Origin of the sequence: Pseudomonas tohonis (assembly GCF_012767755.2) — a bacterium.
Classification (GTDB): domain Bacteria; phylum Pseudomonadota; class Gammaproteobacteria; order Pseudomonadales; family Pseudomonadaceae; genus Metapseudomonas; species Metapseudomonas tohonis.
Genome location: NZ_AP023189.1, coordinates 4,875,315 through 4,897,582, shown reverse-complemented (window position 1 = coordinate 4,897,582; position 22,268 = coordinate 4,875,315). Strand labels below are relative to the sequence as shown.

At 68.7% G+C, this 22,268-nt stretch carries 21 protein-coding genes; 7 read left to right on the top strand and 14 right to left on the bottom strand.

The window, feature by feature from the left end; all coding sequences use genetic code 11:
• Positions 1–227: 227 nt before the first annotated feature.
• Both HSX14_RS22190 and HSX14_RS22185 read left to right on the top strand, forming a co-directional pair.
• Entirely contained in the window at positions 228–1,742 is a 1,515-nt protein-coding gene (locus tag HSX14_RS22190; RefSeq protein ID WP_173172037.1) for a sensor domain-containing diguanylate cyclase, read from the top strand.
• Positions 1,743–1,969: 227 nt separating this feature from the next.
• Positions 1,970–2,395 (top strand): organic hydroperoxide resistance protein, encoded by a 426-nt coding sequence (locus tag HSX14_RS22185; protein ID WP_173172040.1) that lies wholly within the window; start codon positions 1,970–1,972, stop codon positions 2,393–2,395.
• A gap of 250 nt (positions 2,396–2,645) precedes the next feature.
• Here the strand turns inward: HSX14_RS22185 and mmsB are convergent, their stop codons facing one another.
• From mmsB to HSX14_RS22155, 6 genes are all read right to left on the bottom strand, one after another.
• Positions 2,646–3,539, bottom strand: a complete 894-nt coding sequence (gene mmsB, locus HSX14_RS22180) for a 3-hydroxyisobutyrate dehydrogenase (protein ID WP_173172042.1) — start codon at positions 3,537–3,539, stop codon at positions 2,646–2,648.
• 29 nt (positions 3,540–3,568) lie between these two features.
• Positions 3,569–4,672 carry an enoyl-CoA hydratase/isomerase family protein gene (locus HSX14_RS22175; protein ID WP_173172044.1) on the bottom strand — a complete coding sequence of 368 codons (1,104 nt, stop codon included), beginning with the start codon at positions 4,670–4,672 and terminating at the stop codon, positions 3,569–3,571.
• A 34-nt stretch (positions 4,673–4,706) separates the two neighbouring features.
• Entirely contained in the window at positions 4,707–5,525 is an 819-nt protein-coding gene (locus tag HSX14_RS22170) for an enoyl-CoA hydratase (protein WP_173172046.1), read from the bottom strand.
• Positions 5,526–5,535: 10 nt separating this feature from the next.
• A complete protein-coding gene (locus tag HSX14_RS22165; protein WP_173172048.1) occupies positions 5,536–6,699 on the bottom strand; it encodes an isobutyryl-CoA dehydrogenase in 1,164 nt (387 codons plus the stop codon).
• A gap of 6 nt (positions 6,700–6,705) precedes the next feature.
• Positions 6,706–7,953: an ABC transporter substrate-binding protein gene (locus HSX14_RS22160; protein ID WP_173172051.1), complete on the bottom strand. Its 1,248-nt coding sequence runs from the start codon at positions 7,951–7,953 to the stop codon at positions 6,706–6,708.
• Between the two features lie 91 nt (positions 7,954–8,044).
• Entirely contained in the window at positions 8,045–9,538 is a 1,494-nt protein-coding gene (locus HSX14_RS22155; protein WP_173172053.1) for a CoA-acylating methylmalonate-semialdehyde dehydrogenase, read from the bottom strand.
• A gap of 131 nt (positions 9,539–9,669) precedes the next feature.
• Here HSX14_RS22155 and HSX14_RS22150 point away from each other — a divergent pair, with 131 nt between their 5' ends.
• Complete coding sequence (locus HSX14_RS22150; RefSeq protein WP_111260495.1) at positions 9,670–10,551, top strand: AraC family transcriptional regulator; 882 nt, start codon at positions 9,670–9,672, stop codon at positions 10,549–10,551.
• Positions 10,552–10,557: 6 nt separating this feature from the next.
• Here HSX14_RS22150 and HSX14_RS22145 read toward each other — a convergent pair whose 3' ends face one another.
• The gene (locus HSX14_RS22145) at positions 10,558–11,409 is read right to left on the bottom strand and encodes an HDOD domain-containing protein (RefSeq protein ID WP_173172055.1); all 852 of its coding nucleotides are present in this window, start codon (positions 11,407–11,409) and stop codon (positions 10,558–10,560) included.
• Positions 11,410–11,534: 125 nt separating this feature from the next.
• On the opposite strand from HSX14_RS22145, the gene ung reads away from it, so the two are divergent.
• Together ung and HSX14_RS22135 are read left to right on the top strand one after the other, a co-directional pair.
• A complete protein-coding gene (gene ung / locus HSX14_RS22140) occupies positions 11,535–12,230 on the top strand; it encodes a uracil-DNA glycosylase (RefSeq protein ID WP_173172057.1) in 696 nt (231 codons plus the stop codon).
• 108 nt (positions 12,231–12,338) lie between these two features.
• Positions 12,339–12,878, top strand: coding sequence for a hypothetical protein (locus HSX14_RS22135; protein ID WP_228723484.1), 540 nt, complete (start codon positions 12,339–12,341; stop codon positions 12,876–12,878).
• A 7-nt stretch (positions 12,879–12,885) separates the two neighbouring features.
• On the opposite strand, the gene HSX14_RS22130 is transcribed toward HSX14_RS22135, so the two are convergent.
• From HSX14_RS22130 to HSX14_RS22105, 6 genes are all read right to left on the bottom strand, one after another.
• Complete coding sequence (locus HSX14_RS22130; RefSeq protein WP_173172059.1) at positions 12,886–13,752, bottom strand: DUF6279 family lipoprotein; 867 nt, start codon at positions 13,750–13,752, stop codon at positions 12,886–12,888.
• A gap of 124 nt (positions 13,753–13,876) precedes the next feature.
• Complete coding sequence (locus HSX14_RS22125) at positions 13,877–14,908, bottom strand: AbrB family transcriptional regulator (RefSeq protein ID WP_173172061.1); 1,032 nt, start codon at positions 14,906–14,908, stop codon at positions 13,877–13,879.
• Positions 14,901–16,415 (bottom strand): tripartite tricarboxylate transporter permease, encoded by a 1,515-nt coding sequence (locus tag HSX14_RS22120; protein WP_173172063.1) that lies wholly within the window; start codon positions 16,413–16,415, stop codon positions 14,901–14,903. The genes HSX14_RS22125 and HSX14_RS22120 overlap by 8 nt, the downstream gene beginning before the upstream one ends.
• 4 nt (positions 16,416–16,419) lie before the next feature.
• On the bottom strand, positions 16,420–16,875 hold the full coding sequence (locus HSX14_RS22115; protein WP_173172065.1) for a tripartite tricarboxylate transporter TctB family protein: 456 nt from the start codon (positions 16,873–16,875) through the stop codon (positions 16,420–16,422).
• Positions 16,876–16,947: 72 nt separating this feature from the next.
• Positions 16,948–17,925: a Bug family tripartite tricarboxylate transporter substrate binding protein gene (locus HSX14_RS22110; protein ID WP_173172067.1), complete on the bottom strand. Its 978-nt coding sequence runs from the start codon at positions 17,923–17,925 to the stop codon at positions 16,948–16,950.
• Between the two features lie 30 nt (positions 17,926–17,955).
• Positions 17,956–19,221: an OprD family porin gene (locus HSX14_RS22105; protein ID WP_173172069.1), complete on the bottom strand. Its 1,266-nt coding sequence runs from the start codon at positions 19,219–19,221 to the stop codon at positions 17,956–17,958.
• Between the two features lie 202 nt (positions 19,222–19,423).
• On the opposite strand from HSX14_RS22105, the gene HSX14_RS22100 reads away from it, so the two are divergent.
• Positions 19,424–20,095 (top strand): response regulator, encoded by a 672-nt coding sequence (locus HSX14_RS22100; RefSeq protein WP_173172071.1) that lies wholly within the window; start codon positions 19,424–19,426, stop codon positions 20,093–20,095.
• Positions 20,088–21,473 carry a sensor histidine kinase gene (locus HSX14_RS22095; protein ID WP_173172073.1) on the top strand — a complete coding sequence of 462 codons (1,386 nt, stop codon included), beginning with the start codon at positions 20,088–20,090 and terminating at the stop codon, positions 21,471–21,473. Before HSX14_RS22100 ends, HSX14_RS22095 begins: the two co-directional genes overlap by 8 nt.
• Here HSX14_RS22095 and HSX14_RS22090 read toward each other — a convergent pair.
• On the bottom strand, positions 21,470–22,225 hold the full coding sequence (locus HSX14_RS22090) for a substrate-binding periplasmic protein (RefSeq protein WP_173172075.1): 756 nt from the start codon (positions 22,223–22,225) through the stop codon (positions 21,470–21,472). The genes HSX14_RS22095 and HSX14_RS22090 overlap by 4 nt on opposite strands.
• Positions 22,226–22,268: the final 43 nt, after the last annotated feature.

The window sequence follows — 22,268 nt, the reverse complement described above, 5'->3', positions numbered from 1 at the left end:
CTGTACCCGATTTTCATCATTGACTGGCCACCTGCGAGGGTGTGCGCCCGCACGCAATCGCGTAGCATCGCGCCTCCGTAGTGGCACTTTGAAATCCCGTGCCCCTGCCGCGTCATATCTGCCTGCCCCGGCACCCCTGGCTAAGCTTTCTGTCTGATGCCCTGAGGCCGTCGCAACCACCCGCAACGACAGCCGCCCGGTTCTGCCGGCCCACAGAGGAGCGAGGGATGGAGAACGTAGAAGCCAAACGCCTCGCGCCGTTCCTGCGAACGCGCCTGGCCCTCTGGCTGGCCTACTTCCTGATCCTGTTCGGCGGCGCGGTGGCCATCGGCGTCAATCTCTACCAGGTGCTCGATTCCCGCTCGCACTACCTGTCCGAGGCGGACAAGTCCAACGCCAACCTGGCCTATTCGGTATCCCAGCACGCCGAGGAAACCATCAAGGAGGCCGACCTGATCCTCAGCGGCCTGGTCTACCTGCTGGAGAGCCGCGACGCCGGCGACCGCCAGGGCATCGACGGCCTGATCAACGCCTACAAGCTGCGGGCCCAGCAGTTGTCCGGCATCTACGTGTTCGACCGCGAAGGCCGCTGGACCCACTACACCAGCGCGCCGCCGTCACCGACCACCCGCAACACCGACCAGGAGTACTTCCAGCATCACCTCAACTCGGTGAGCCGCGACATCGAGGTCAGCTCGCCGGTGCAGAGCCGCTCCACGGGCGAATGGGTCCTGCCCATCTCGCGGCGCATCAACGGCCGGCATGGCGAATTCGACGGCGTGGTGCTGGCGACCATCCGCATCAGCTATTTCAACGCCTTCTACAAGGACTTCGACATCGGCCGCAACGGCGCCATCCTGCTCGCCGAGAACGACGGCACGCTGGTGGTGCGGCGGCCGTTCATGGAGCCGGGCACCGGCAACCTGCACGACAGCCCGCTGTTCATGGATGATTTGAAGAACTCGCCGGTGGGCACCGGCTCGGGCCTTTCCAGCCTCGATGGCCGTGAGCGCGTGTACGCCTACCGGGTGCTGGACGGCTACCCGCTGCTGGTGGTGGCGGCGATGCAGAAGAGCGAAGTGCTCACCGAGTGGCGAGACAAGGCGGTGGTGCTGGTGACCCTGGTGACCGCACTGGTGCTGGCACTGGTGGTCATCGGGCTGGTGCTGGTGCGGCGTACCCGGGAGCGCCTGCTGGCGGCGCGCAGCATCCAACTGGAGAACGAGGAGCTGTCGCAGCTGGCGGCCATCGACGCACTCACCGGCATCGCCAATCGGCGGCAGTTCGACAAGACCCTCTTCGAGGAATTCCAGCGCGCGGCGATCATCCGCCAGCCCATTTCCCTGCTGATGATCGATGTCGACAACTTCAAGCTGTTCAACGACACCTACGGCCACCGCGCCGGCGATCTCTGCCTCAAGGCGGTGAGCGAGGCGCTGAAGGTGATCAAGATCCGCTCGACCGACCTGATCGCTCGCTACGGTGGCGAGGAGTTCGCCATCATCCTGCCGCACACCGCGCCGGCCGGCGCCCAGGTGATCGCCGAGAGCGTACGCGAGGCCGTGGAGATGAAGCGGATCGAACACCTCAGCGCCCAGGCCGGGGTGGTCACGGTGAGCATCGGTATCCACAGCATGATCCCCAGGCCCGGCGACCTCCCGGAAACGCTCATCCAGAGCGCGGATTCGGCGCTCTACGCCGCCAAGCATTCCGGGCGCAACAAGGTCCGCAGCTTCGGCTGAAGACGCCTCGCGCCTCCAATCCCCTCGCCCCGATGCGCCTCGATCCCGGCGCCAGCCCCCGCCAAGCGTGCTTATGCCCGGAATCTGGCGGGGTTATTCCCAATTCATCTTGAAATAAATATTGCGCGCAAAATAAAAGCGAACTAATGTTCGCTCCATGGAATCGCTTAGCGCACAAATCTACAGCGAACCAAATAACCCCCGATCGCTATCAAGAGGAACACACCATGAGCATCGAAAACGTCCTGTACCGCGCCTATGCAGAAGCCACCGGTGGCCGTGAAGGCCGCGCCATCTCCTCCGACGGCGTCCTCGACGTCTCGCTGACCACCCCGCGTGAGCTGGGCGGCGCGGGCGGCGCCGGCACCAACCCCGAGCAGCTGTTCGCCGCCGGTTACTCGGCCTGCTTCCTGGGTGCGATCAAGTTCGTCGGTGCCCGTGACAAGTACGCCGTCCCGGCGGACGCTTCCATCGAAGGCATCGTCGGCATCGGCGCGATTCCCACCGGCTTCGGCATCGAGGTGGAGCTGCAGATCAGCCTGCCGGGCATGGACAAGGACAAGGCGCGTGAGCTGATCGACAAGGCCCACATCGTCTGCCCTTACTCCAACGCCACCCGCGGCAACATCGACGTCACCCTTACCCTGGTCTGAGACGACGGTGGAATGCAAAAGGGCCCCTCGGGGCCCTTTTTGCGTTTGCCTGGCCGACGTGTCGGTGGCCTTTTCAGTCTTGGGGCGTGGTGGGGGGCATCGCGAATGAATTCGCTCCCACAGGGAGTAGCGTGCAACGCTTGGGCAGGCCTGAAGGGCGGCGCACCTCTGGGGCCGCTGTGCGGCCCTTGGGCGATTGAAATCGCCCCCACAGGCGCCCCCTGGTCGTTGCGGTCTTCCGGGCGTGCGGTCAGGCCTCCGGCTCGATGAACAATTGCTGCACCACCGAGAAGTCCTGGCGGCCCTTGCCCTGTTTCAGCAGCATCTTGTAGAGCTGCAGCGCCAGGGCACCCATGGGGGTGCTGTTCTGGGTCAGCTGCGCGGCTTCCTGGGCCAGGCCGAGGTCCTTGGCCATCAGTTCGGCCATGAAGCCGCCCTGGTAGCCGTTGCTCGCGGGGGCGTTGGCCATCACGCCGGGCCAGGGGTTGTAGCGCTCCAGCACCCAGTTGCCACCCGAGCTCTGGCGCATGATCTCCGCCAGCGCGCTGGGGTCGAGGCCGTTGGCCACGCCCAGGGCCATGGCTTCGGCGGTGGCGATCATCTGCACCGCCAGCACCTGGTTGTTGCACACCTTGGCCACCTGGCCGGCGCCTTCGGGGCCGGCGTGGAAGATGTTCTTGCCCATGGCCGCCAGTACCGGCCGGGCCTTCTCCAGGGTCTTGCCGTCACCGCCGACCATGAAGGTCAGGGTGCCGGCAGCGGCGCCGGCGGTGCCGCCGGAGACCGGCGCATCCAGCAGGTCGATGCCCAGCGCCTTGGCCCGGGCATGCACCTTGCGCGCGGCGTCGGGGGAGATGGTCGAGCATTCCAGCACCAGGGTGCCGGCGCGGATGAAGGCGAGCAGGCCGTCGTCGCCCAGGTAGAGGCCCTCCACGTGGCGGCTGGCGGGGAGCATGCTCACCACCAGGTCGACGCCGGCGACCGCGTCGTGGGCGTCGTTGGCGGCCTTGGCGCCTTCGGCCACCAGTTCGTCCACCGCGGCCTGCACCAGGTCGAAGACCTTGAGTTCATGGCCGGCCTTGAGCAGGTTGCGGGCCATCGGCAGGCCCATGTTGCCGAGGCCGATGAAGGCGATCTTTTTCATTGTTGTTCTCCTTGGCCGTTGCCAATGGGCTAGAGCGCTGCGAGTGGATGCGGGCCATCCCAGACCGGTGCGAAGTGCGCCTCGATCACCGCGCGGGGGATGGCGGCGACATCGGGCCAGTGCCAGCGCGGTGCGTTGTCCTTGTCGATCAGCCGTGCACGCACGCCTTCGGGGAATTCCGGGTGGCGGCAGCAGTTCAGGCTCATGGCGTATTCCATGCGGAATACATCGCCCAGGGACAGGTAGCGGGCGCGGTGGATCTGCTCCCAGACCAGGTGCGCGGTGAGCGGGCAGCCACCGGCGAGGGTCTTGGCGGCGCGGGCGAGGAGGGCGTCGTCATCGTGCTGCAGCGCGGTGATGGCCTTCCAGGCGGTGGGCAGGTCGGCCACGTCCAGCAGGGCGTCGATGCGGGCGCGGCGCGGCAGCCACTGGGCGGCCGGGAGCTGGTCGCGGGCCTGGTGCTCCAGGGATTGCAGCAGGCTGGTGAGCTGCGCGCCGGGTTGCTCGCGCCAGTTCAGTTGCACCAGGCCGTCGAGCAGCGCGGCTTGCTGGTCGTCCAGCAGGAAGCGGTCGGCGAGGTCCAGGTCCAGGGCGTCGCGGGCGTTGATGGCGCTGGCGGTGAGGCCGAGGAACAGCCCCAGGCGCCCCGGCAGGCGGGCGAGGAACCAGCTGCCGCCCACGTCCGGGTACAGGCCGATGTTGATCTCCGGCATGCCCAGGCGGCTGGAAGGGGTGACGATGCGGATGGACGCACCCTGCATCAGGCCCATGCCGCCACCCAGCACGTGGCCGTGGGCCCAGCAGATCAGCGGCTTGGGATAGGTGTGGATGCGGTGGTCGAGGCGGTACTCGTCGGCGAAGAAGCGCGCCGCCAGCGGCGGTACTTCGCCGGGATGCTCGCGGCAGGCCTCCACCAGCTTGCGCACGTCGCCGCCGGCGCAGAACGCGCGTGGGCCATTGCCGCGCAGCAGCACGCAGACGACCTCCGGGTCGTCCTGCCACTGGTGCAGCTTCGCGTCGAGGGCCTCGATCATCGGCAGGCTCAGGGCGTTGAGGCTGCCCTCGGCGTCGAGGCTGGCGATGCCGATGCGGGCACCGTGCAGGCCGACGCGTTCTTCGAACTGGATATTCATCGTTTCTCCCTACCTGGGGCTCGTCGCGGGCCGCTCAGCGGTTGCGCCATTGCGGGTCGCGTTTCTCGAGGAAGGCGTTGACGCCTTCGCGGGTGTCGTCGGCGTCGAACAGGTCGACGAAGCGTTCGCGCTCCTCCGGCAGCCAGGTGTTCGGCCCGCGCTGGCGCGCGCCTTCGATCAGCGGCTTGATGGTGCGCACCGCCACCGGGCTCTGCCGCGCCACCTTGGCGGCCAGCAGCAGGGCGGCTCCCCGGGCTTCGCCGGTGTCCACCACCTGCTCGACCAGGCCGATGCGCAGGGCGGTCTCGGCGTCCACGCGCTCGCCGCAGAGGATCATGCGCTTGGCCCAGCCTTCGCCCACCAGCCAGGGCAGCGCCTGGGTGCCGCCGGCGCAGGGCAGCAGGCCCACGGTGGCCTCGGGCAGGGCCATCATCGACTGGCGCTCGGCGATGCGGATGTCGCAGGCCAGGGCACATTCCAGGCCGCCGCCCATGGCGTAGCCGTTGATCGCGGCGATGGAGACGCCACGGAAGTCGCGCAGGGTCTCGAAGGCTTCGCCGAAGCGCCGGGCCATTTCGCGGGCGCGGGCCTTGTCGCCATCGGCGAAGAGGTTGAGGTCGGCGCCGGCGCTGAAGAACTTCGGCCCCTGGCCGGTCACCACCAGGGCGTAGATGTCGTCGTCGTGGTTGAGGTGCTCGATCACCTGCTTGAGGCCGATCAGCGAGTCGCGGTCCCAGGTGTTGGCCGGCGGATGATTGATGGTGATCAGCGCGGTGTGGCCGTGCTTCTCCACGGTCAGCTTGTGGGTCAGATCGAAAACGCCGGGTTGGTACGGCTCTACGGCAGTGCTCATGGGGTGCTCCTTACAGCAGGCGGTCGAGTGTGCCGCCCTGTTCCAGTAAACGGCGCGCCACGATGACGCGCATGATCTCGTTGGTGCCTTCGAGTATCTGGTGGACGCGGGTGTCGCGTACCCAGCGCTCCAGAGGGTAGTCATTCAGATAGCCATAGCCACCATGGAGTTGCAGTGCATCGTTGCAGATGTCGAAGCACTGGTCGGTGGCGAAGCGCTTGGCCATGGCGCAGTAGAGGCTCGCCTCGGCGTGGCGCTGGTCCAGGCGATGGGCGGCCAGGCGCACCATCTGCCGGCTGGCGGTGAGTGCGGTGAGCATGTCGGCGAGCTTGAACTGCAGGGCCTGGAACTCAGCCAGGGGCTTGCCGAACTGCTTGCGTTCCTCGACGTAGCGCAGGCTCTGTTCCAGTGCCGCCTGGGCCGCGCCCAGGGAGCAACTGGCGATGTTCAGGCGCCCGCCGTCCAGGCCCTTCATGGCGTAGACGAAGCCCTGGCCTTCCGGGCCGATGCGGTTGCCGGCGGGGATGCGCACGCCCTCGAAGGCGATGGTGCGGGTGGGCTGGGCGCGCCAGCCCATCTTGTCTTCGTTGCGCCCGTAGCGGATGCCTTCGGCGTCGGCCGGCACCAGGAAGCAGGAGATGCCCCTGGCGCCGTCCTCGCCGGTGCGCGCCATGACGATCAGCACCTGGGTGCTGCCGGCGCCGGAGATGAAGCACTTGCTGCCATCGAGCACGTAGTCGTCGCCATCACGGCGCGCCCGGGTGCGCAGGTGCGCGGCGTCGGAGCCGGCGTCCGGCTCGGTGAGGCAGTAGGAGGCCAGCAGCCGGCCGTCCAGCAGGCCCGGCAGCCACTGGGCCTTGAGCGCGTCGTCGGCGAAGGAGGCGAGCATCCAGGCGGCCATGTTGTGGATGGTCAGGTAGGCGGTGGTGGCCACGCAGCCGGCCGCCAGCTGCTCGAAGATCAGCGAGGCGGACAGGCGGGACAGGCCCAGCCCGCCATCCTCCTCGGCGATGTACAGCCCCAGGTAGCCCTGCTCGGCGGCGCGGCGGATCACCTCGACCGGGAAGTGGTGGTCGCGATCCCAGTCCGCCGCGCCCGGCGCCAGCTCGTGGCGGGCGAAGGCGGCGGCGCTGTGCACCAGCAGGCGTTGTTCATCGGTGGGTTCGAAGTCCATGGCATCTCATTGCAAGGTCGGGGGTTGGTTGCCGGCGCGCCGCTCGGCCTGCCAGTCGGCGAGGCTGGGGAGGGCGGCGCTGGCGTCGAGGCGGTCGACGATTTCGAAGTAGTCCTGCTTGAGCGGGTCCTTGAGCACCTCGTCACGGGTCTTCACCCGTACCGCATAGACCGTCTGCAGGTTCTGGTGATCGAAGGCGCGCCACTGCTGTTCGTCCTTCAGCAGGCTGTAGGAGTGGCCTTCCAGCGCCTTGATCAGCGCCTCGCTGCCGAGGCTGCCGCTGCGTCTGGCGGCATCGGCCCATTGCTGGACGATGCTGTAGGCCGAGGCGGCGGAGCTGGAGGGGTACATCTGGTAGCGCGCCTTGAAGGCTTCGACGAAGGCCATGCCACGCTGGGATTTCTCCAGGGCCGGCACGCGCCAGGTCCAGGGCTCGGTGCCGAGCACACCCTGCATCAGGTCGGGGCCGGCCTGCTCGATGATGCCCTGGGTCAGGTTCGGCGCGACGATCTGCATGCGCGTAGTCAGGCCCATGTCCCGGGCGATGCGCATGGCGCGCACCAGGTCCTCGCCGAACAGCACCAGGGCCAGCACCTGGGCATCGCTGGCGGCGGCCTGGGTCAGGGCGTCCTGGTAGTCGGTCAGGCGCGCGCCGGGGAAGGGTACCCGCACGCCGGCGTGGCGGGCGGCGTCTTCGCTGGCGGTGGCCTGGCGCAGCGAGGCCTCGGTGGTATGGCCCCAGGTGTAGTCGGCGGTGACGTAGAAGTAGCGTTTGTCGGGCAGGGTCTTGTTCAGGTACTGGCCGAGCACCTTGGCGCTCATCCAGGCGTTGTTGCACTCGCGGAACATGTAGCGGTGGCCGTTCTTGCCGGTGGTGTCGTTGGAATAGGTGAGGGTGCCGAAGTACAGCAGGCCGTGGTCTCGGGCGCGCTCGCCGGCGGCGATGGCCACCGCGCTGGAGGCCCCGCCGAAGAGCATCACCGCGCCTTCGGCGGCCAGCTTGTCGACGTTCTTCACCGCCTTTTCCGGGCGCGAGGCGGAATCCTTGCCGGACAGGCGCAAGGGCCGGCCGAGCACGCCGCCGGTGGCGTTGATTTCGTCGATGGCCAGCAGGGCTCCACGCATCTGCGCCAATCCCTCTTCCTTGTATGAGCCGGTGCGCGGGTAGTTGAGCCCCAGGGTGATGGGCTCGGCAGCCTGCGCACAGGCGGTGATCCCGGCCCAGAGGGCCAGGGTGGCAGTCAATCGGCGCATGGGTGTTCCTCCTTGTTGTTGTGGAACAACCTTTTACGCCGGTCTCGGATGGGTTGAGATTCCCTTTTCGTCTAACAACGCTCGGTCGTTGCTACTTCAGCTGGATGGTCATGTTCGGCCCGCTCACCGGGCTGTCGTCGAACCAGCGGCTGGTGACCGTCTTGGTCTCGGTGTAGAAGCGCACCGCCTGCTTGCCGTAGGCGTGCAGGTCGCCGTAGAAGGAGCCCTTCCAGCCGGTGAAGGAGAAGAACGGCAGCGGCACCGGGATCGGCACGTTGATGCCCACCTGGCCAACCTCCACCGCATGCTGGAAGTGCCGCGCGGCGCCGCCGGAGCGGGTGAAGATGCTGGTGCCGTTGCCGTAGGGGCTGGCGTTGACCAGCTCGATGGCGGCATCGAGGTCGTCCACCTCCATGCAGGCCAGCACCGGGCCGAAGATCTCCTCGCGGTACAGGCCCATCCTGGTGGTCACGCCACGGAACAGGGTCGGGCCCAGCCAGTTGCCGTCGGGGAAGCCCGCCACCTCGCAGTGCGAGCCGTCCAGCAGGCATTCGGCGCCTTCGGCCTTGCCCTCGGCGATCAGCCGCTGCACGCGCTGCTTGGCCTGCTGGCTGATCAGCGGGCCGTAGGCGGCGTGGGCGTCCTGCCAGTGACCGGGCTTGAGCTCGGCCATCTGCGCGGCCAGTTCGGGAATCCACTCCCGCGCGGCGCCGACGAACACCGCCACGCTGATGGCCATGCAGCGCTGGCCGGCGGCACCGCAACTGGCGCCCAGCAGGTTGCTGAGGACCTGGTCCTTGTTGGCGTCGGGCATGACCACCATGTGGTTCTTGGCCCCGGCGAAGGCCTGCACGCGCTTCAGGTGCGCGGTGCCCGTGCGGTAGATGTGCTGGCCCACCGGCACCGAGCCGACGAAGGAGATGGCGCGGATGTCCGGGTGGGTGAGCAGGGCGTCCACCTGTTCGCGGCCGCCGTGCAGCACCTGCAGCACGCCCTTGGGCGCGCCGGCTTCCAGGAACAGCTCGGCGAGGCGGTTGGGGGTCAGCGGGTCCTGCTCGGAGGGCTTGAGGATGAAGGTGTTGCCGCAGGCGATGGCCAGGGGAAACATCCACAGGGGGATCATCGCCGGGAAGTTGAAGGGGGTGATGCCGACGCACACGCCCAGCGGCTGGATCCAGCTGGCGGTGTCGATCTCGCGGGCCACGTTCTCCACCGTCTCGCCCATCATCAGGCTGGCGATGTTGGCGGCGTGCTCGGCCACCTCGATGCCGCGCCAGACGTCGCCCTTGGCGTCGGCGAAGGTCTTGCCGGTTTCGCTGGCGAGGATTTCGGCCAGCTCGTCGTGGTGCTCCTTGAGCAGGTGCTGGTAGCGCAGCATCAGCCGCGCCCGTTCCGGTACCGGCACCTCGCGCCAGCTGGTGAAGGCCTGCTTGGCGCTGGCGATGGCGGCCTCGATTTCCTCGGGCGTCGCCTTGGGCGCCAGGGCCAGCACGGCCTGGGTCGCGGGGTCGGTGACTTCGATCAGCTCGCGGGAGCGGCTGTCGCGCCACTGGCCATCGATCAGTTGCGGAATCGTCCTGGTCATCTCGTCCTCCACCCGTGCCGGGCGTCTTGTTGTTTTCTTGCCGTTATAGCGGCGCGCACGGCGGATGTGGATTGACGATCTTGTCGGCTGGATGGACGATCTTGTGATTGCAGGCCGACACAAGAACAACCATGAGCCGCTCCGTCGAAACTTCCAACTGGCCGCTGCCGGCCAATGGCGTGCGCTTCACCACGCCGCCGCGCCTGCGTCGCATGCTGGCGCGCAACCCGCTGACGGCGGGCTGTTACCCCCTGGCCCTGGGCTTCTATCCGGAGGCCGGGGGGCACCGCATGCTGCGCCTGGCACCGGATGATCACCTGCTCATCTACTGCCGTGCCGGGCAAGGCTGGCTGGAGACCGGGGATGGACGATTCGACGTGGTCGGCGGCGACCTGTTGCTGCTGCCCCGCGGGCGCATGCACGCCTATGGCGCCGACCCGCAGCGGCCCTGGAGCATCTACTGGGTGCACTTCGAGGGGGAACTGGTGGAAGACTTCCTGCGCCCGCTGGGGCCGGCCGGCCTGCGTCGCATCGGCGCCCAGCCGCGCCTGCTGGCGGACTTCGACGCGCTGCTGGGGCTGCGCCGCCACGGCCTCGCCCCGCTGCACTTCGTGCATGCCGCGCACCAGCTGCAGACCCTGCTGACCTCGCTCGCCGTTCTGCCGGCACGCGGGGTGCTGAAGTCCGGGCGGGTGCTGGACATCGACGCGGTGCAGGCGGTGATGCGCGCGCACCTGCACGACAGCCTCAACCTCGATCAGCTGGCCGCGCAGTTCAAGCTGTCGCGCTTCCACTTCGCCAAGACCTACCGCGCGCTCACCGGGCACGCGCCGATCCAGGATTTCATCCAGCTGAAGATGGCCCATGCCTGCCGCCTGCTCGACGAGGGCGACCAGGGCATCCGCCAGATCGCCGAGCAACTGGGCTACGAGGACGTCTATTACTTCTCGCGGCTGTTCCGCAAGGTGGTGGGCATGGCGCCCAGCCACTACCGGGCGCTGCACCAGGGCTGATGCGGTTCAGGCGTGGCCCTTGCCGCCGAGCAGCTTGAACCAGAAGCCCACCTCGCTGGCGAGTTCCGCGCGTACCGCCTCCGGCGGCAGGCTGTCGAGGCGTTCCCCCAGCAGGCGCTGCCAGGCGGGCAGCTGCACCAGCTGCTCATCGTCGAGTTCCCGCGCGGCCAACTGGCGAGCGACCTGCACCACGTCCACCAGGTCCGCCGTGCCCTTGTGCGCGCGGCACCATTCGCTGCGGTTGCGCGCACAGTCGATGAGCTGCGGCGGCAGCTTCCAACTGGTGAGCACGATCACCCCGACATCTGCAGAAAGCTGGTCGCAGAGGCGTTGCAGGTCGTCCTCGTCGCGTGAGACGTCGGGCCAGCGCTCCAGCTCGTCGAGCAACGGCAGGCTGCCGATGTCCTGCACAAGGCCGGCGAGCAGCGCGTCCTCCAGGGGCAGGCGCGTGAGCAACTGGGCCAGGCAGGCGCTGTGGGCGGCGCAGAGCAGGGCGGCATTCCAGCGGGCGCGGAAGACCTTCTGCAGGGCCGGGTCCTGGCTGGTGAACAGATGCTGGATGGCGAAACTGAGCACCAGGTTGTTCAGGCGCTGCATGCCCAGGCGCGAGATCACCTCCTGCAGGCTCACGCCCTGGCGCAGGTTGCGCAGCATCGGGGTCTCGGCGAATTGCAGCAGGTAGGCGGCGAGCGGCGGGTTGCTGTGCAGCAGGCGGGTGACCTGCTCCAGCGAGGCATGCTCGGAGGCCAGCAGCTTGCGCAGGCGCAGCGAGGTCTCCGGCATCTGCGGCACCTTGGCGTTGCCCTTGAGGAAGCTGCTGTAGAGCGAGAACTTCAGGCCATCGTGGCGGTTGTCCATCGGATGCGATCTCCATGTTCCACCTTGATTGACAAGAGTAGAGGGCATTTTTTAGGGTGCCCGACCATTGAGCGGCCTTCGCCCGCCTCATCCGCGCCGCAAGGCGCCAGAGAACTGGAAGAGACATGACCGAGACCGTTGATCGGATAAAGCTCGAAGCGGGCTGGAAAGAAGCCCTGCGCGATGAGTTCGACAAGCCCTACATGAAGGCGCTGGGCGAGTTCCTGCGCGCCGAGAAGGCCGCCGGCAAGGTGATATTCCCGCCCGGCCCCTTGATCTTCAACGCGCTGAACTCCACCCCGCTGGACGAGGTGAAGGTGGTGATCATCGGCCAGGACCCCTACCACGGCCCCGGCCAGGCCCATGGCCTGTGCTTCTCGGTGCAGCCGGGCGTGCCCATCCCGCCGTCGCTCCTGAACATCTACAAGGAGCTCAAGCGTGACCTGAACATCGACATGCCCGACCACGGCCACCTGCAGAGCTGGGCCGAGCAGGGCGTGCTGCTGCTCAACACCTCGCTGACCGTGGAGCAGGCCCGCGCCGGGTCCCACGCCAACCAGGGCTGGCAGCCGTTCACCGACCGGGTGATCGAGGTCGTCAGCGCGCACCAGCCGAACCTGGTGTTCCTGCTGTGGGGTTCCCACGCGCAGAGCAAGCAGCGCCTGATCGATTCCACCAAGCACCTGGTGCTGCGTTCCGCCCACCCTTCGCCGCTCTCGGCCTACCGTGGCTTCCTCGGCAACGGCCACTTCAGCCGCTGCAACAAGTTCCTCGAACAGCACGGCCTGGCGCCCATCGACTGGAGCGTGCCGCCGCTCTGACGGCACTGGCGCATGGCGTCGCGCGCTTTGGCGTGAGCCGCCATGCGCCGGGTCATCCTCTCGCTATAGCCTGCCGGGCATCCCCAACGGCCCGCGACAGGACGCCCCATGCCCGCTTCCACCCCGATGCTGATCCTCCATGTCGGCGGCGAGCTGCTGCTGGCCAGCGCCTGCCTCCTGGCCGCCTGGCTCCACGGCCGCGAGCGTCAGGGCTGGCGCGCGGCGGGCTTCGTCTCGATGGCGCTGGCCGCGCTGGCCGGGGCTGCGCTCTATGCGGGCTTCGGCGCCCTCGACGAGGTGCACCGTCAACTGGCTTTGGTTTCCTCGCGCATCGGCCTGCCGTTGATCGCGTTCGTCTGGCTGCGCGGCGCGTCGCGTCACCTGGCGGTGCTGGCCCTGGCGGCGGCGATGCTGCTGGCGCCGGCCCCCTTGGCACTGGTGGGCAATGCCCTGGCCCTGCTGGCGCTGGCCTGGCCGGGGCGCTCACGACGCTGGGCGCTGGCGGTGGCCGGTTCGCTGGCGTTCCTGTTGGCGGGGCTGGTGATCGGTACCCAGGGCGACTGGCTGGGTGTGCCCCGGGTCGATTTCTTTCACCTGTGCCTGGCGTCGGCGGTGCTGGCCTGGGTCGGCGCGCGCCTGCGCGGCTGAGCGGGGCTCAGGCCGTCGGGCACTGCAACTGCTGGATGTCCTGCCGCAGGTCCTGCAGCCGGGTGCGCAGGCGCTCGCGCTGGCTGGCGCTGGCGTCGTTGAACAGGTCGGCGAGCAATTGCGACAGGGCGACCTGGCCCCGCTCGAAGTGGGCCCGGTAGGCCTCGCTCCAGAATGCCTCCCGCTCCTGCAGCAGGGCGGCGATGCGCGGTGCGAAGCCCGCGCCGTCGCGTTCGGCGAGGGCGTCGCGCAGGGCTGATTGCCAGAGCTTGCGGTTGTCCACCCACAGCGCATTGCTGTCGCCCAGGTTCTCGGCCCAGGCATCGACCTTCGCCCGTTGTTGCGCGGAGAGCTTGCCGAACCAGGGTTTGAGGCGTTTCTCCATGCGTTCGCGGCGTTGCTCGACCTGCTCGTCGCGAGGGATCAGGTGTTCCTTGCGCAGCGCGCGCTCCTTCTCGTCCAGCGAGGCGTTCAGCTCCTCCACCTGCCTGGCGTCGAGGCCCTGCAGCAAGGTGACGGTGGTCGGGGTGATCTCCACGGCGACGGCGTCGACCGCCTCCTTGAAGCCCTGCATGTGGCCGAGCAAGGCGTCGGCGTCCAGGTGGTCGGCCTGGCCCAGGCGCTCCACCTCCTGCAGCCAGGCGGCGTAGCGCGGCAACTGGGTGCTGCAATGCCAGCGCAGGTGCGCCTGGATGCGCGGTTCGAGCCAGGTGCGCTGGCTCTTGTCGAGGCTCACGTAGTCGGCGATGGACCAGGGGATTAGCCAGTCGAGGTTGCGGTAGGCGAGGTCCAGCCGGCTGCAGGCGCCGAGGGTCAGCAGCAGCGCCAGGAGTGGCAGCCAGCGGGTGGTGCGGTTGGGGCGCGGACGTGGCATGGGGGATTACCGTCGGCGGCAGGCGATGGGCAGAGGATAGGGCAGGGCCCCCGCCAAGCGGAGCGTGGGGACATATCCGTTAATCAAATGGCTGCCGTCGGGCCTCGCTGCACTCGGCGCCAACCTACGGGCGGGCGCGCTGGCGCCAGCGGCGGTAGGCGGGTTCGGCGAGGAACAGCACCAGCAGCAGGCGCAGGACCTGCAAGGCGGTCACCAGGGGCACGGAAAGTTGCAGGGTTTCGGCGGTGAGGCTCATCTCGGCGATACCGCCGGGCATCATGCCGAGGGTCAGTGAGCGGATGTCCAGTGCGGTGAGCCAGCCCAGGCCGAGGGCGCACAGGGTGGCGGCGCCGATCATCAGTGCGGTGCCCGCCAGGGTGCGGGCGAGGAAGCTGGGGGCGCGGCTGAAGAAGGCGCGGTCGAAGTGGCAACCCAGGCCGCTGCCGATCAGCAGCTGGCCGACCTGGCTGGCACCGGGCGGCAGGCCCAGGTGCAGGTCGTAGAGGATGCTGGCGCCGGCGCTGACCAGCAGCGGGCCGAACAGCCAGGGGTTGGGTTGGTGCAGGCGTTGCCAGAGCAGGGCCAGCAACCCGCCGGCCGGCACCAGCAGGGCCAGCCAGGCCCAGTCCACCGGTGCCGCCGGGTGCAGCGCCGGGCCCTCGCCCAGCAGCAGCTTGAACACCGCCGGGACGCAGAGCACCACGGCCACCACGCGCAGGCTCTGCCCGGCCGCCACGCGGCTGGGGGACGCGCCGTTGCGCAGGCCGAGGTTGACCATTTCCCCGGAGCCGCCGGGCATGCTGGAGAAGAAGGCGGTGGCCGGGTCTTCCCCGGTGCGCCGCAGCAGCCACACGGCGGCGACGCTGGAAAGGGTGGTGAACAGCGCGCCGAAGAGGATCAGCCAGAAGTGCGCCAGCACCTGCTCCACCACCTCGGGGGAGAAGTGCAGGCCGATGCCGATGCCGATGATCCATTGCCCGGTCTTGCGCCCGCCCGGCAGGTCACGGATCTGCCAGGGGGTGGCGCAGCGGAACAGGATGACCGCCACCAGGGCGCCGATCATCCACGGCAGCGGCCAGTGGGCGAGGCTGGCCAGCAGGCCGCCCGCCGCGCCCACCAGAGGCGTCGCCCACCAGCCGCGCCAGCCATCACGCATCCGCCAGGGCCTCCCGGCGGGCAGCGCGACGGCGCCAGATGCGCACCAGCGGCAGGGCCAGCATCACCAGCACCAGGGCCCAGGTGCCGAGGGTGATGGGGCTGGACCAGAGGATGCCCAACTCGCCATTGGAGATGGACAGCGCACGGCGCAGGTTCTGTTCCATCAGCCCGCCGAGGATGAAGCCCAGCAGCAGCGGCGAGAGGGGGAAGTCCAGCTTGCGCAGGATGTAGCCGAAGATGCCGATGGCGACCATCAGGAACAGGTCGAAGGTGGTGGCGTGCACGGCGTAGACGCCGATGGAGGTGATGATGGCGATCACCGGCACCAGCACCCAGTTGGGCACGTTGAGGATGCGGGTGAACAGCCGGATCATCGGGATGTTGAGGATCACCAGCATGAGGTTGGCGATGAACAGCGAGGCGATCAGGCCCCAGACGATATCCGGCTGCTGCTGGAACAGCATCGGCCCGGGGGTGATGTTGTACAGGGTCAGCGCGCCGATCATCACCGCGGTGGTGCCGGAGCCGGGGACGCCCAGGGTCAGCATCGGCACCATGGCGCCGCAGGCGGAGGCGCCGATGGCGGTTTCCGGGGCCGCCAGGCCGCGCATGTCGCCCTGGCCGAACTTGCCTTTGTCGCCGGCGAGCTTTTTCTCGGTCATGTAGGCCACGGCGCTGGCCAGGGTGGCGCCGGCGCCCGGCAGCACGCCGAGGATGAAGCCCATCACCCCGCAACGCAGGTTGACCACGGCGACCGAGGCGGCCTCCTTGAGGTTGAACAGCATGCGCCCGGTGGCCTTCACCGCGACGTGGCCGTGGTGGGTCTTCTCCAGCAGCAGGAGGATCTCGCTCACCGAGAACAGGCCCAGCACCAGCACCACGAACTGGATGCCGTCGGCGACGTGGATGCTGTCGAAGGTGAAGCGGTACACGCCGCTGTTGGCGTCGATGCCGATGGTGGAGAGGAACAGGCCGAGCAGGGCGGCGATGAAGGTCTTCATCGGGCGGTCGCCGGCCATGCCGCCCAGGGCGACGATGGCAAAGACCATGAGCACGAAGTATTCCGCCGGGCCGAAGGCGATGGCCCACTTGGCCAGCAGCGGGGCGAACAGCACCATGCCGCAGGTGGCGATGAAGGCGCCGATGAAGGAGCTCCAGGCCGACAGCGACAGGGCCACGCCGGCCAGGCCCTGGCGGGCCATGGGGTAGCCGTCGAGGGTGGTCATCACGGTGGAGGCTTCGCCGGGGATGTTCAGCAGGATGGAGCTGATGCGCCCGCCGTATTCGCAGCCCAGGTACACGGCTGCCAGCAGGATCAGCGCCGACTCCGGCGGCAGGCCGAGGGCGAAGGCCACGGGGATCAGCAGGGCAACGCCGTTGATCGGACCGAGGCCCGGCAGCAGGCCGACGATGGTGCCGATCAGGGTGCCGATCAGCGCAGTGACCAGGTTGTAGGGGGAAAGGGCAACGCCGAAGCCCTGGCCCAGGTAGCTCAAGGTTTCCATGTCATCACTCCAGGAAGTCGAGGACGCCCAGCGGCAGCGGCACGTCCAGGGTCTTGTCGAACAGCAGGTAGAGGCCGGCGCTGATCAGCAGCGCGGCGATGGCACTGGGCAGCCATCGGCCGCCGTAGAGACGCGCCATGAAGACGCCGATGAGGCTGCTGGAGAGGATGAAGCCCAGCGGCTCGAAGAGCCCGGCGTAGACGACGAGCAGGGCGATGCAGGCGGCCACCTTGCGCAGCGTGGCGGCGTCCAGCGGTTGCTCGTCGTGCTGGTGCGCCACCGGTGTGGGGCGCAGCGTCAGCCAGAGCAGCGCGGCGGCCATCAGCCCCAGCATCAGCAGGGGGAAGGCGCGCGGGCCGACCGGCTCGTAGGAGAAGGCGGCGTGGTAGTCCCAGGCCAGCACGGCAAAAACCAGGCATGCAGCGAGCCAGCCCAGACTGAACAGGCGTTGAAAAAGCATGGTGAGTTCCTCGCGGGTCGAAGGCGCGGAGGGCCGGCTGGCGGGGCGCTCAGCCGGCTGCGGAGGTGAGCCTTACTGTGTCAGGCCGAATTCCTGGGCCATCTGCTTGTACTGGGCGACCCGCGTCTTCACGTAGGCGTCCAGTTCCGGGCCGGTCATGGCGAAGGGGAACAGCTCGCGCTGGTCGCGCAGCTTGACGAAGTCCTCGGAGGCCAGCAGCTGGTCGAAGGCGGCCTTCCACCAGGCGTAGTCCTCGTCGCTGACCTTGGGCCCCAGGTAGAAGCCGCGCACCACCGGCCAGGTAATGTCGTAGCCCTGCTCCTTGGCGGTGGGGATGCCGGCCTTGTCGTCACCGGGCAGGCGCTCGTCGGAGAGCACGGCGAGGATGCGCATGTTGCCGGCGAGGATGTGCGGCATGGAATCGGAGATGTCGGTGCTGCCGACCTGGATGTGCCCGCCGAGCAGGGCGGTGGCGATCTCGCCGCCGCCTTCCAGGGCCACGTAGCGCAGGTTGCGCGGCTCGATGCCGGCAGCCTTGGCCAGGAGGGCGGTCTGCATCCAGTCCTGGCTGCCGACGGTGCCGGAGGAGCCGATCACCACCTTGCCCGGGTCGGCCTTGAGGGCTTTGACCAGGTCGTCGAGGTTCTTGTAGGGCGAGTCGTTGCGCACGGCGATGGCGCCGTAGCTGGTGCCGATGCCGGCCAGCCAGCGCACGGCGTTCTCGTCGAAGCGCCCGAACTTGCCCTGGGCGAGGTTGAGCAGCGAGCCGCTGGACCAGGCGGTGATGGTGCCGGCGTCACCGGGGCGCTGGGCGACCACGGCGTTGTAGGCCACCGCGCCGACGCCGCCGGGCATGTAGGTGACGCGCATCGGCTTGCTCAGCAGCTTGGCGTCCATCAGGGCGCTCTGCGCCAGCTTGCAGGTGAGGTCGAAGCCGCCGCCGGGCGCGGCCGGGGCGATGCACTCGGGGCGCTTGGGCTCGGCCAGCAGCTGGCTGGAGAGCAGCAAGCCGGTGGCGAGCAGGGCGAGGCGGGTGAGGGCGATCTTCATCGGTGTTCTCCTGTGGAGTCTTATTGTGGATCACCAGATCGGCAGGGCGTAGCTGACGATCAGGCGCAGCTCGTCCGCGTCACGGGCGAAGGTGGAACGGAAACCGGCGTGGCGGGCACGGAAGGTGAGGTCCTTGAGCGTGCCGCTCTGCACCACGTACTTGAACTCGACGTCGCGCTCCCACTCGCGGCCTTCCTCGGCGCTGTTGGTGACCTGGGCGTTGTCGCTGGTGATGTAGCGGGTCATGAAGCTCAGGCCGGGCACGCCCATGGCGGCGAAGTCCAGGTCGTAGCGGGCCTGCCAGGAGCGCTGGTCGGCGTTGGCGAAGTCGTTGATCTGCACGAAGTTGACCAGGAAGGGGTCGCTGCCATCGACGTAGGCGAAGCCGGTGTCGCCGCTCATGCGCTGGTAGCCGAGGCCGACCTTGTGGCTGCCCTGGCCGTAGCTGAGCATGCCGTTGAGCGCGCGGTTGTCCACCTTGCCCGCGTCGGCGCGGCCGCTGTCGTCGCTGATGGCGTAGCGCAGGTCGGCGCTGAGGGTGCCGGCGCCCAGGGGCTGGGTGGCGAGCAGGCCGAAGAAGTGCTGGCGGTAGACGTCGTCCAGCTCGGCGAAGTAGTAGCGCCCGGTGAGCTGCTTGCTGAAGGCGTAGTCGGCGCCGGCGAGGTCGAAGTGCGAACCGCTGGCAGCGCTGGCGAAGCGGCGGTTCTTGTTGTTCAGGGCGATGTCCTCGGAGTTGGTCGAGGCGCGGTCCTTGACCTCGCGCAGGCGACCGCCGGTGAAGCTGAGGCCTTCGATCTCCTTGGAGGTGAGCAATCCGCCCTCGAACACCTGGGGCAGGATGCGGCTATCGCTGGCCTTGACCACCGGCAGTTCGGGGATGTGGCTGCCCAGGCGCAGCTCGCTCCTGGAGACGCGCACCTTGGCGGTGAGGCCGAGCTTGCCGTATTCGCCCGGGGTGCCGCCGTCGTCCTGCACCGGCAGCAGGTCGGTGCCGCTCTGGCCGCGACCGGAGTCGAGCTTGATGCCGAGCATGCCGAGGGCGTCCAGGCCGAAGCCGACGGTGCCTTCGGTGTAGCCGGATTCGATGTTGAGGATGAAGCCCTGGGCCCATTCGTCGCGGCGGGACTGGCCGTCGCCGTCACGGAAATCGCGGTTCAGGTAGATGTTGCGGGCTTCCAGGGTCGCCGAGCTGTCCTTGAGGAAGTCGGCCTGGGCGAAGGGGGCGAGGGTGCAGCCTGCGAGGGCGAGGGTGAGGGTGCGAACAGGCGGCAGCGCCTGCCGGGAGGCAGTGAGCATCGTTGGTCTCCAATTCTTGTTTTTGTTAGCGCGGGCCCGACCAGGAGCCTGCGTCTGCGGGTGGTTCTTGCCACCCTGGCCGGATGCTAGGGCCTGAAACTTTCGCCAGGCTTTCAACGTGAAAGAAATCCCGCGTGTCATTCACAGCGGCTTTCCGGCCGTTACACTTCAGCCCGATCGCTGCCTTCCGGAGTACACCGCCTTGCGAATCCTGCTGGTCGAAGACCACCCCCAACTGGCCGAGAGCGTCGCCCAGGCCTTCAAGGCCGTGGGCTGGACGGTGGACGTACTGCATGACGGCGTGGCCGCCGACCTGGCCCTGGCCAGCGAGGACTACGCCCTGGCGGTGCTCGACGTGGGGCTGCCGCGGCTGGATGGCTTCGAGGTGCTGGCGCGCCTGCGCGGGCGGGGCAAGACGCTGCCGGTGCTGATGCTCACCGCGCGTGGCGAGGTGAAGGACCGGGTGCATGGTCTCAACCTCGGCGCGGACGACTACCTGGCCAAGCCCTTCGAGCTGTCCGAGCTGGAGGCGCGGGTCAAGGCGCTGTTGCGGCGCAGCGTGCTCGGCGGCGAACAGCAGCAGCGCTGCGGGCCCCTGCTTTATGACCTGGGGACGCGGCGCTTCAGCCTGGACGACGAGGTGCTGACGCTCACCTCCCGCGAGCAGGCGGTGCTGGAGGTGCTGATCGCCCGGCCCGGTCGGGTGATGAGCAAGGAGCAGTTGGCTTCCCAGGTGTTCGGCCTGGACCAGGAGGCGAGCCCGGACGCCATCGAGATCTACATCCACCGCCTGCGCAAGAAGCTGGAAGGCAGTGCGGTGCGCATCGTCACCTTCCGTGGCCTCGGCTACCTGCTGGAACACCAGGATGCGTGAGGCCGGCAGCCTGCGCGGGCGGCTGCTGCGGCGCCTGGCCGCGCTGCTCGCGGTGCTGCTGCTGATCGGCAGCCTGAGTGCCTACTTCAACGCCCGCGATGCCGCCGACACCGCCTACGACCGCACCCTGCTGGCCTCGGCGCGGGCCATTTCCGCCGGGCTCTACGAGGCTGACGGCCGGCTCAAGGCCGATGTGCCCTACGTGGCCCTGGATACCTTCGCGTACGACAGCGCGGGGCGCATCTTCTACCAGGTGACCGACATCGAGGGGAAACTGGTTTCCGGCTACGAGAACCTGCCCGGCCCGCCCAGTGGGACGCCGCGCACCGACGACTACCCGGCCCTGGCGCGCTTCTACGATGCGCGCTACGACGGCGTCGACGTGCGCGTGGTGAGCCTGCTGCGGCCGGTGAGCGAGGAGAGCATCAACGGCATGGCGGAGATCCGCGTGGCCGAGACCGAGGAGGCCCGCGAGCGCCTGGCGCGGGGCCTGCTGGTGGATACCCTGTGGCGCCTGGCGGTGATGTCGCTGGCTGCCCTGGGGCTGGTCTGGATGGTGGTGAGCGCGGCCCTGCGCCCGCTGAACCAGCTGCGCAACGCCGTGGAGGAGCGCCAGGCCGATGACCTGCGCCCGCTGCCGGTGGTGGCGGTGCAGACCGAGCTGAAGCCGCTGGTGGATGCGTTGAACCAGTTCACCGAACGCCTGCGCGGGCTGTTCCAGCGCCAGGCGGATTTCATCGCCGATGCCTCCCACGAGTTGCGCACGCCGCTGGCGGCGCTCAAGGCGCGGGTGGAGCTGGGGTTGCGCGAGCGGGAGCCTGCGCAGTGGTATCGCACCCTGGAGGACACCGCCGCCAACACCGACCGGCTGACCCACCTGGCCAACCAGCTGCTGTCCCTGGCGCGCATCGAGAGCGGCGCGCGAGCCATCGCCGAGGGTGGGGCCGAGCGCATCGAGCTGGGCGCCCTGGCCCGTGAGCTGGGCATGGCCCTGGCGCCGCTGGCCCATGCGCGGGGCATCGCCCTGGCCCTGGAGGCGGAGGACATGGCCTGGGTGATGGGCGAGCCGACGCTGCTCAACGAGCTGCTCAGCAACCTGGTGGATAACGCCCTGGCGCACACGCCCAAGGGCGGCAATGTGACCCTGCGGGTGCTCGCGCCGGCGGTGCTGGAGGTGGAGGACGATGGCAGCGGCATCCCCGCCGAGGATCGCGACAAGGTGTTCGAACGCTTCTACCGGCGATCGCCGCAGGTCAGTGGCGCGGGGCTGGGCCTGGCGATAGTCGGGGAAATCTGCCGGGCGCACCTGGCGGACATCAGCCTGCATGACGGCGTCTCGGGTGGCTTGCGGGTGCGGGTCAGCTTTCCGCCGGCCTAGGGCAGCATGCTCAGCGGTTGCTGGGCTTCGAGCAGGTAGCGGGCGACCTTGCCGCTCTCGCGCAGGCGTGCCAGGCCCCGGTTGAAGCGGTCCATGCGTTCGGCATTGGCCGGGTCGGTGCGCGACAGCAGCAGGTGCAGGGTGTCGCTGCGCAGCGGTTGGGCATGGAAGCTGACGCGAGCGCGCTCGGCGCTGGTGAAGTTGTCCTGGAGCATGGCGATGGCGACGATCTTGTCCACCGGGAACACGTCGATGCGCCCGGCCAGCAGCATGCGCAGGCCTTGTTCCTCGCTGGGCAGGCGCTGCACCTGGAGGCGCCCCTCGGCCTCGGCGCGCTGGAAGGCCTCGCCATAGTCGTAGCCGAGGGTAGCGCCGAGGCGCAGGCCGGCGAGGTCTTCGACCCGCTGCCAGTCGAGCGGGAGGTCCTTGCGGTGGAACAGGTAGTAGCCGCTCTCGATCACCGGGTCGCTGACGAAGAAGCGTGCGTCGCGCTCGGCGCTGCGCAGCCAGACCGCGCTGCCGTCGCGTTCGCCGCGTTCGGCCAGGCGCAGGGCGCGGGCCCAGGGGTAGAACTCCCAGCGCACATCGATCCCTTCGAGGGCGAACGCTTCGGCGACGATGCGCGAGGCGACGCCCTGGTGAGGCAGCTTCGCGCCGAGATAGGGCGCCCATTCACCGTTGGTTAGGCGCAGTTCCTGGGCGGCGCAGGCGCCGCTCAGGCAGAGGGAAAGGAACAGGAGTAGGGCGCGCATCCGTGACTTCCTTGGACTCCGGAATGACCGGAGTCTAGCGACG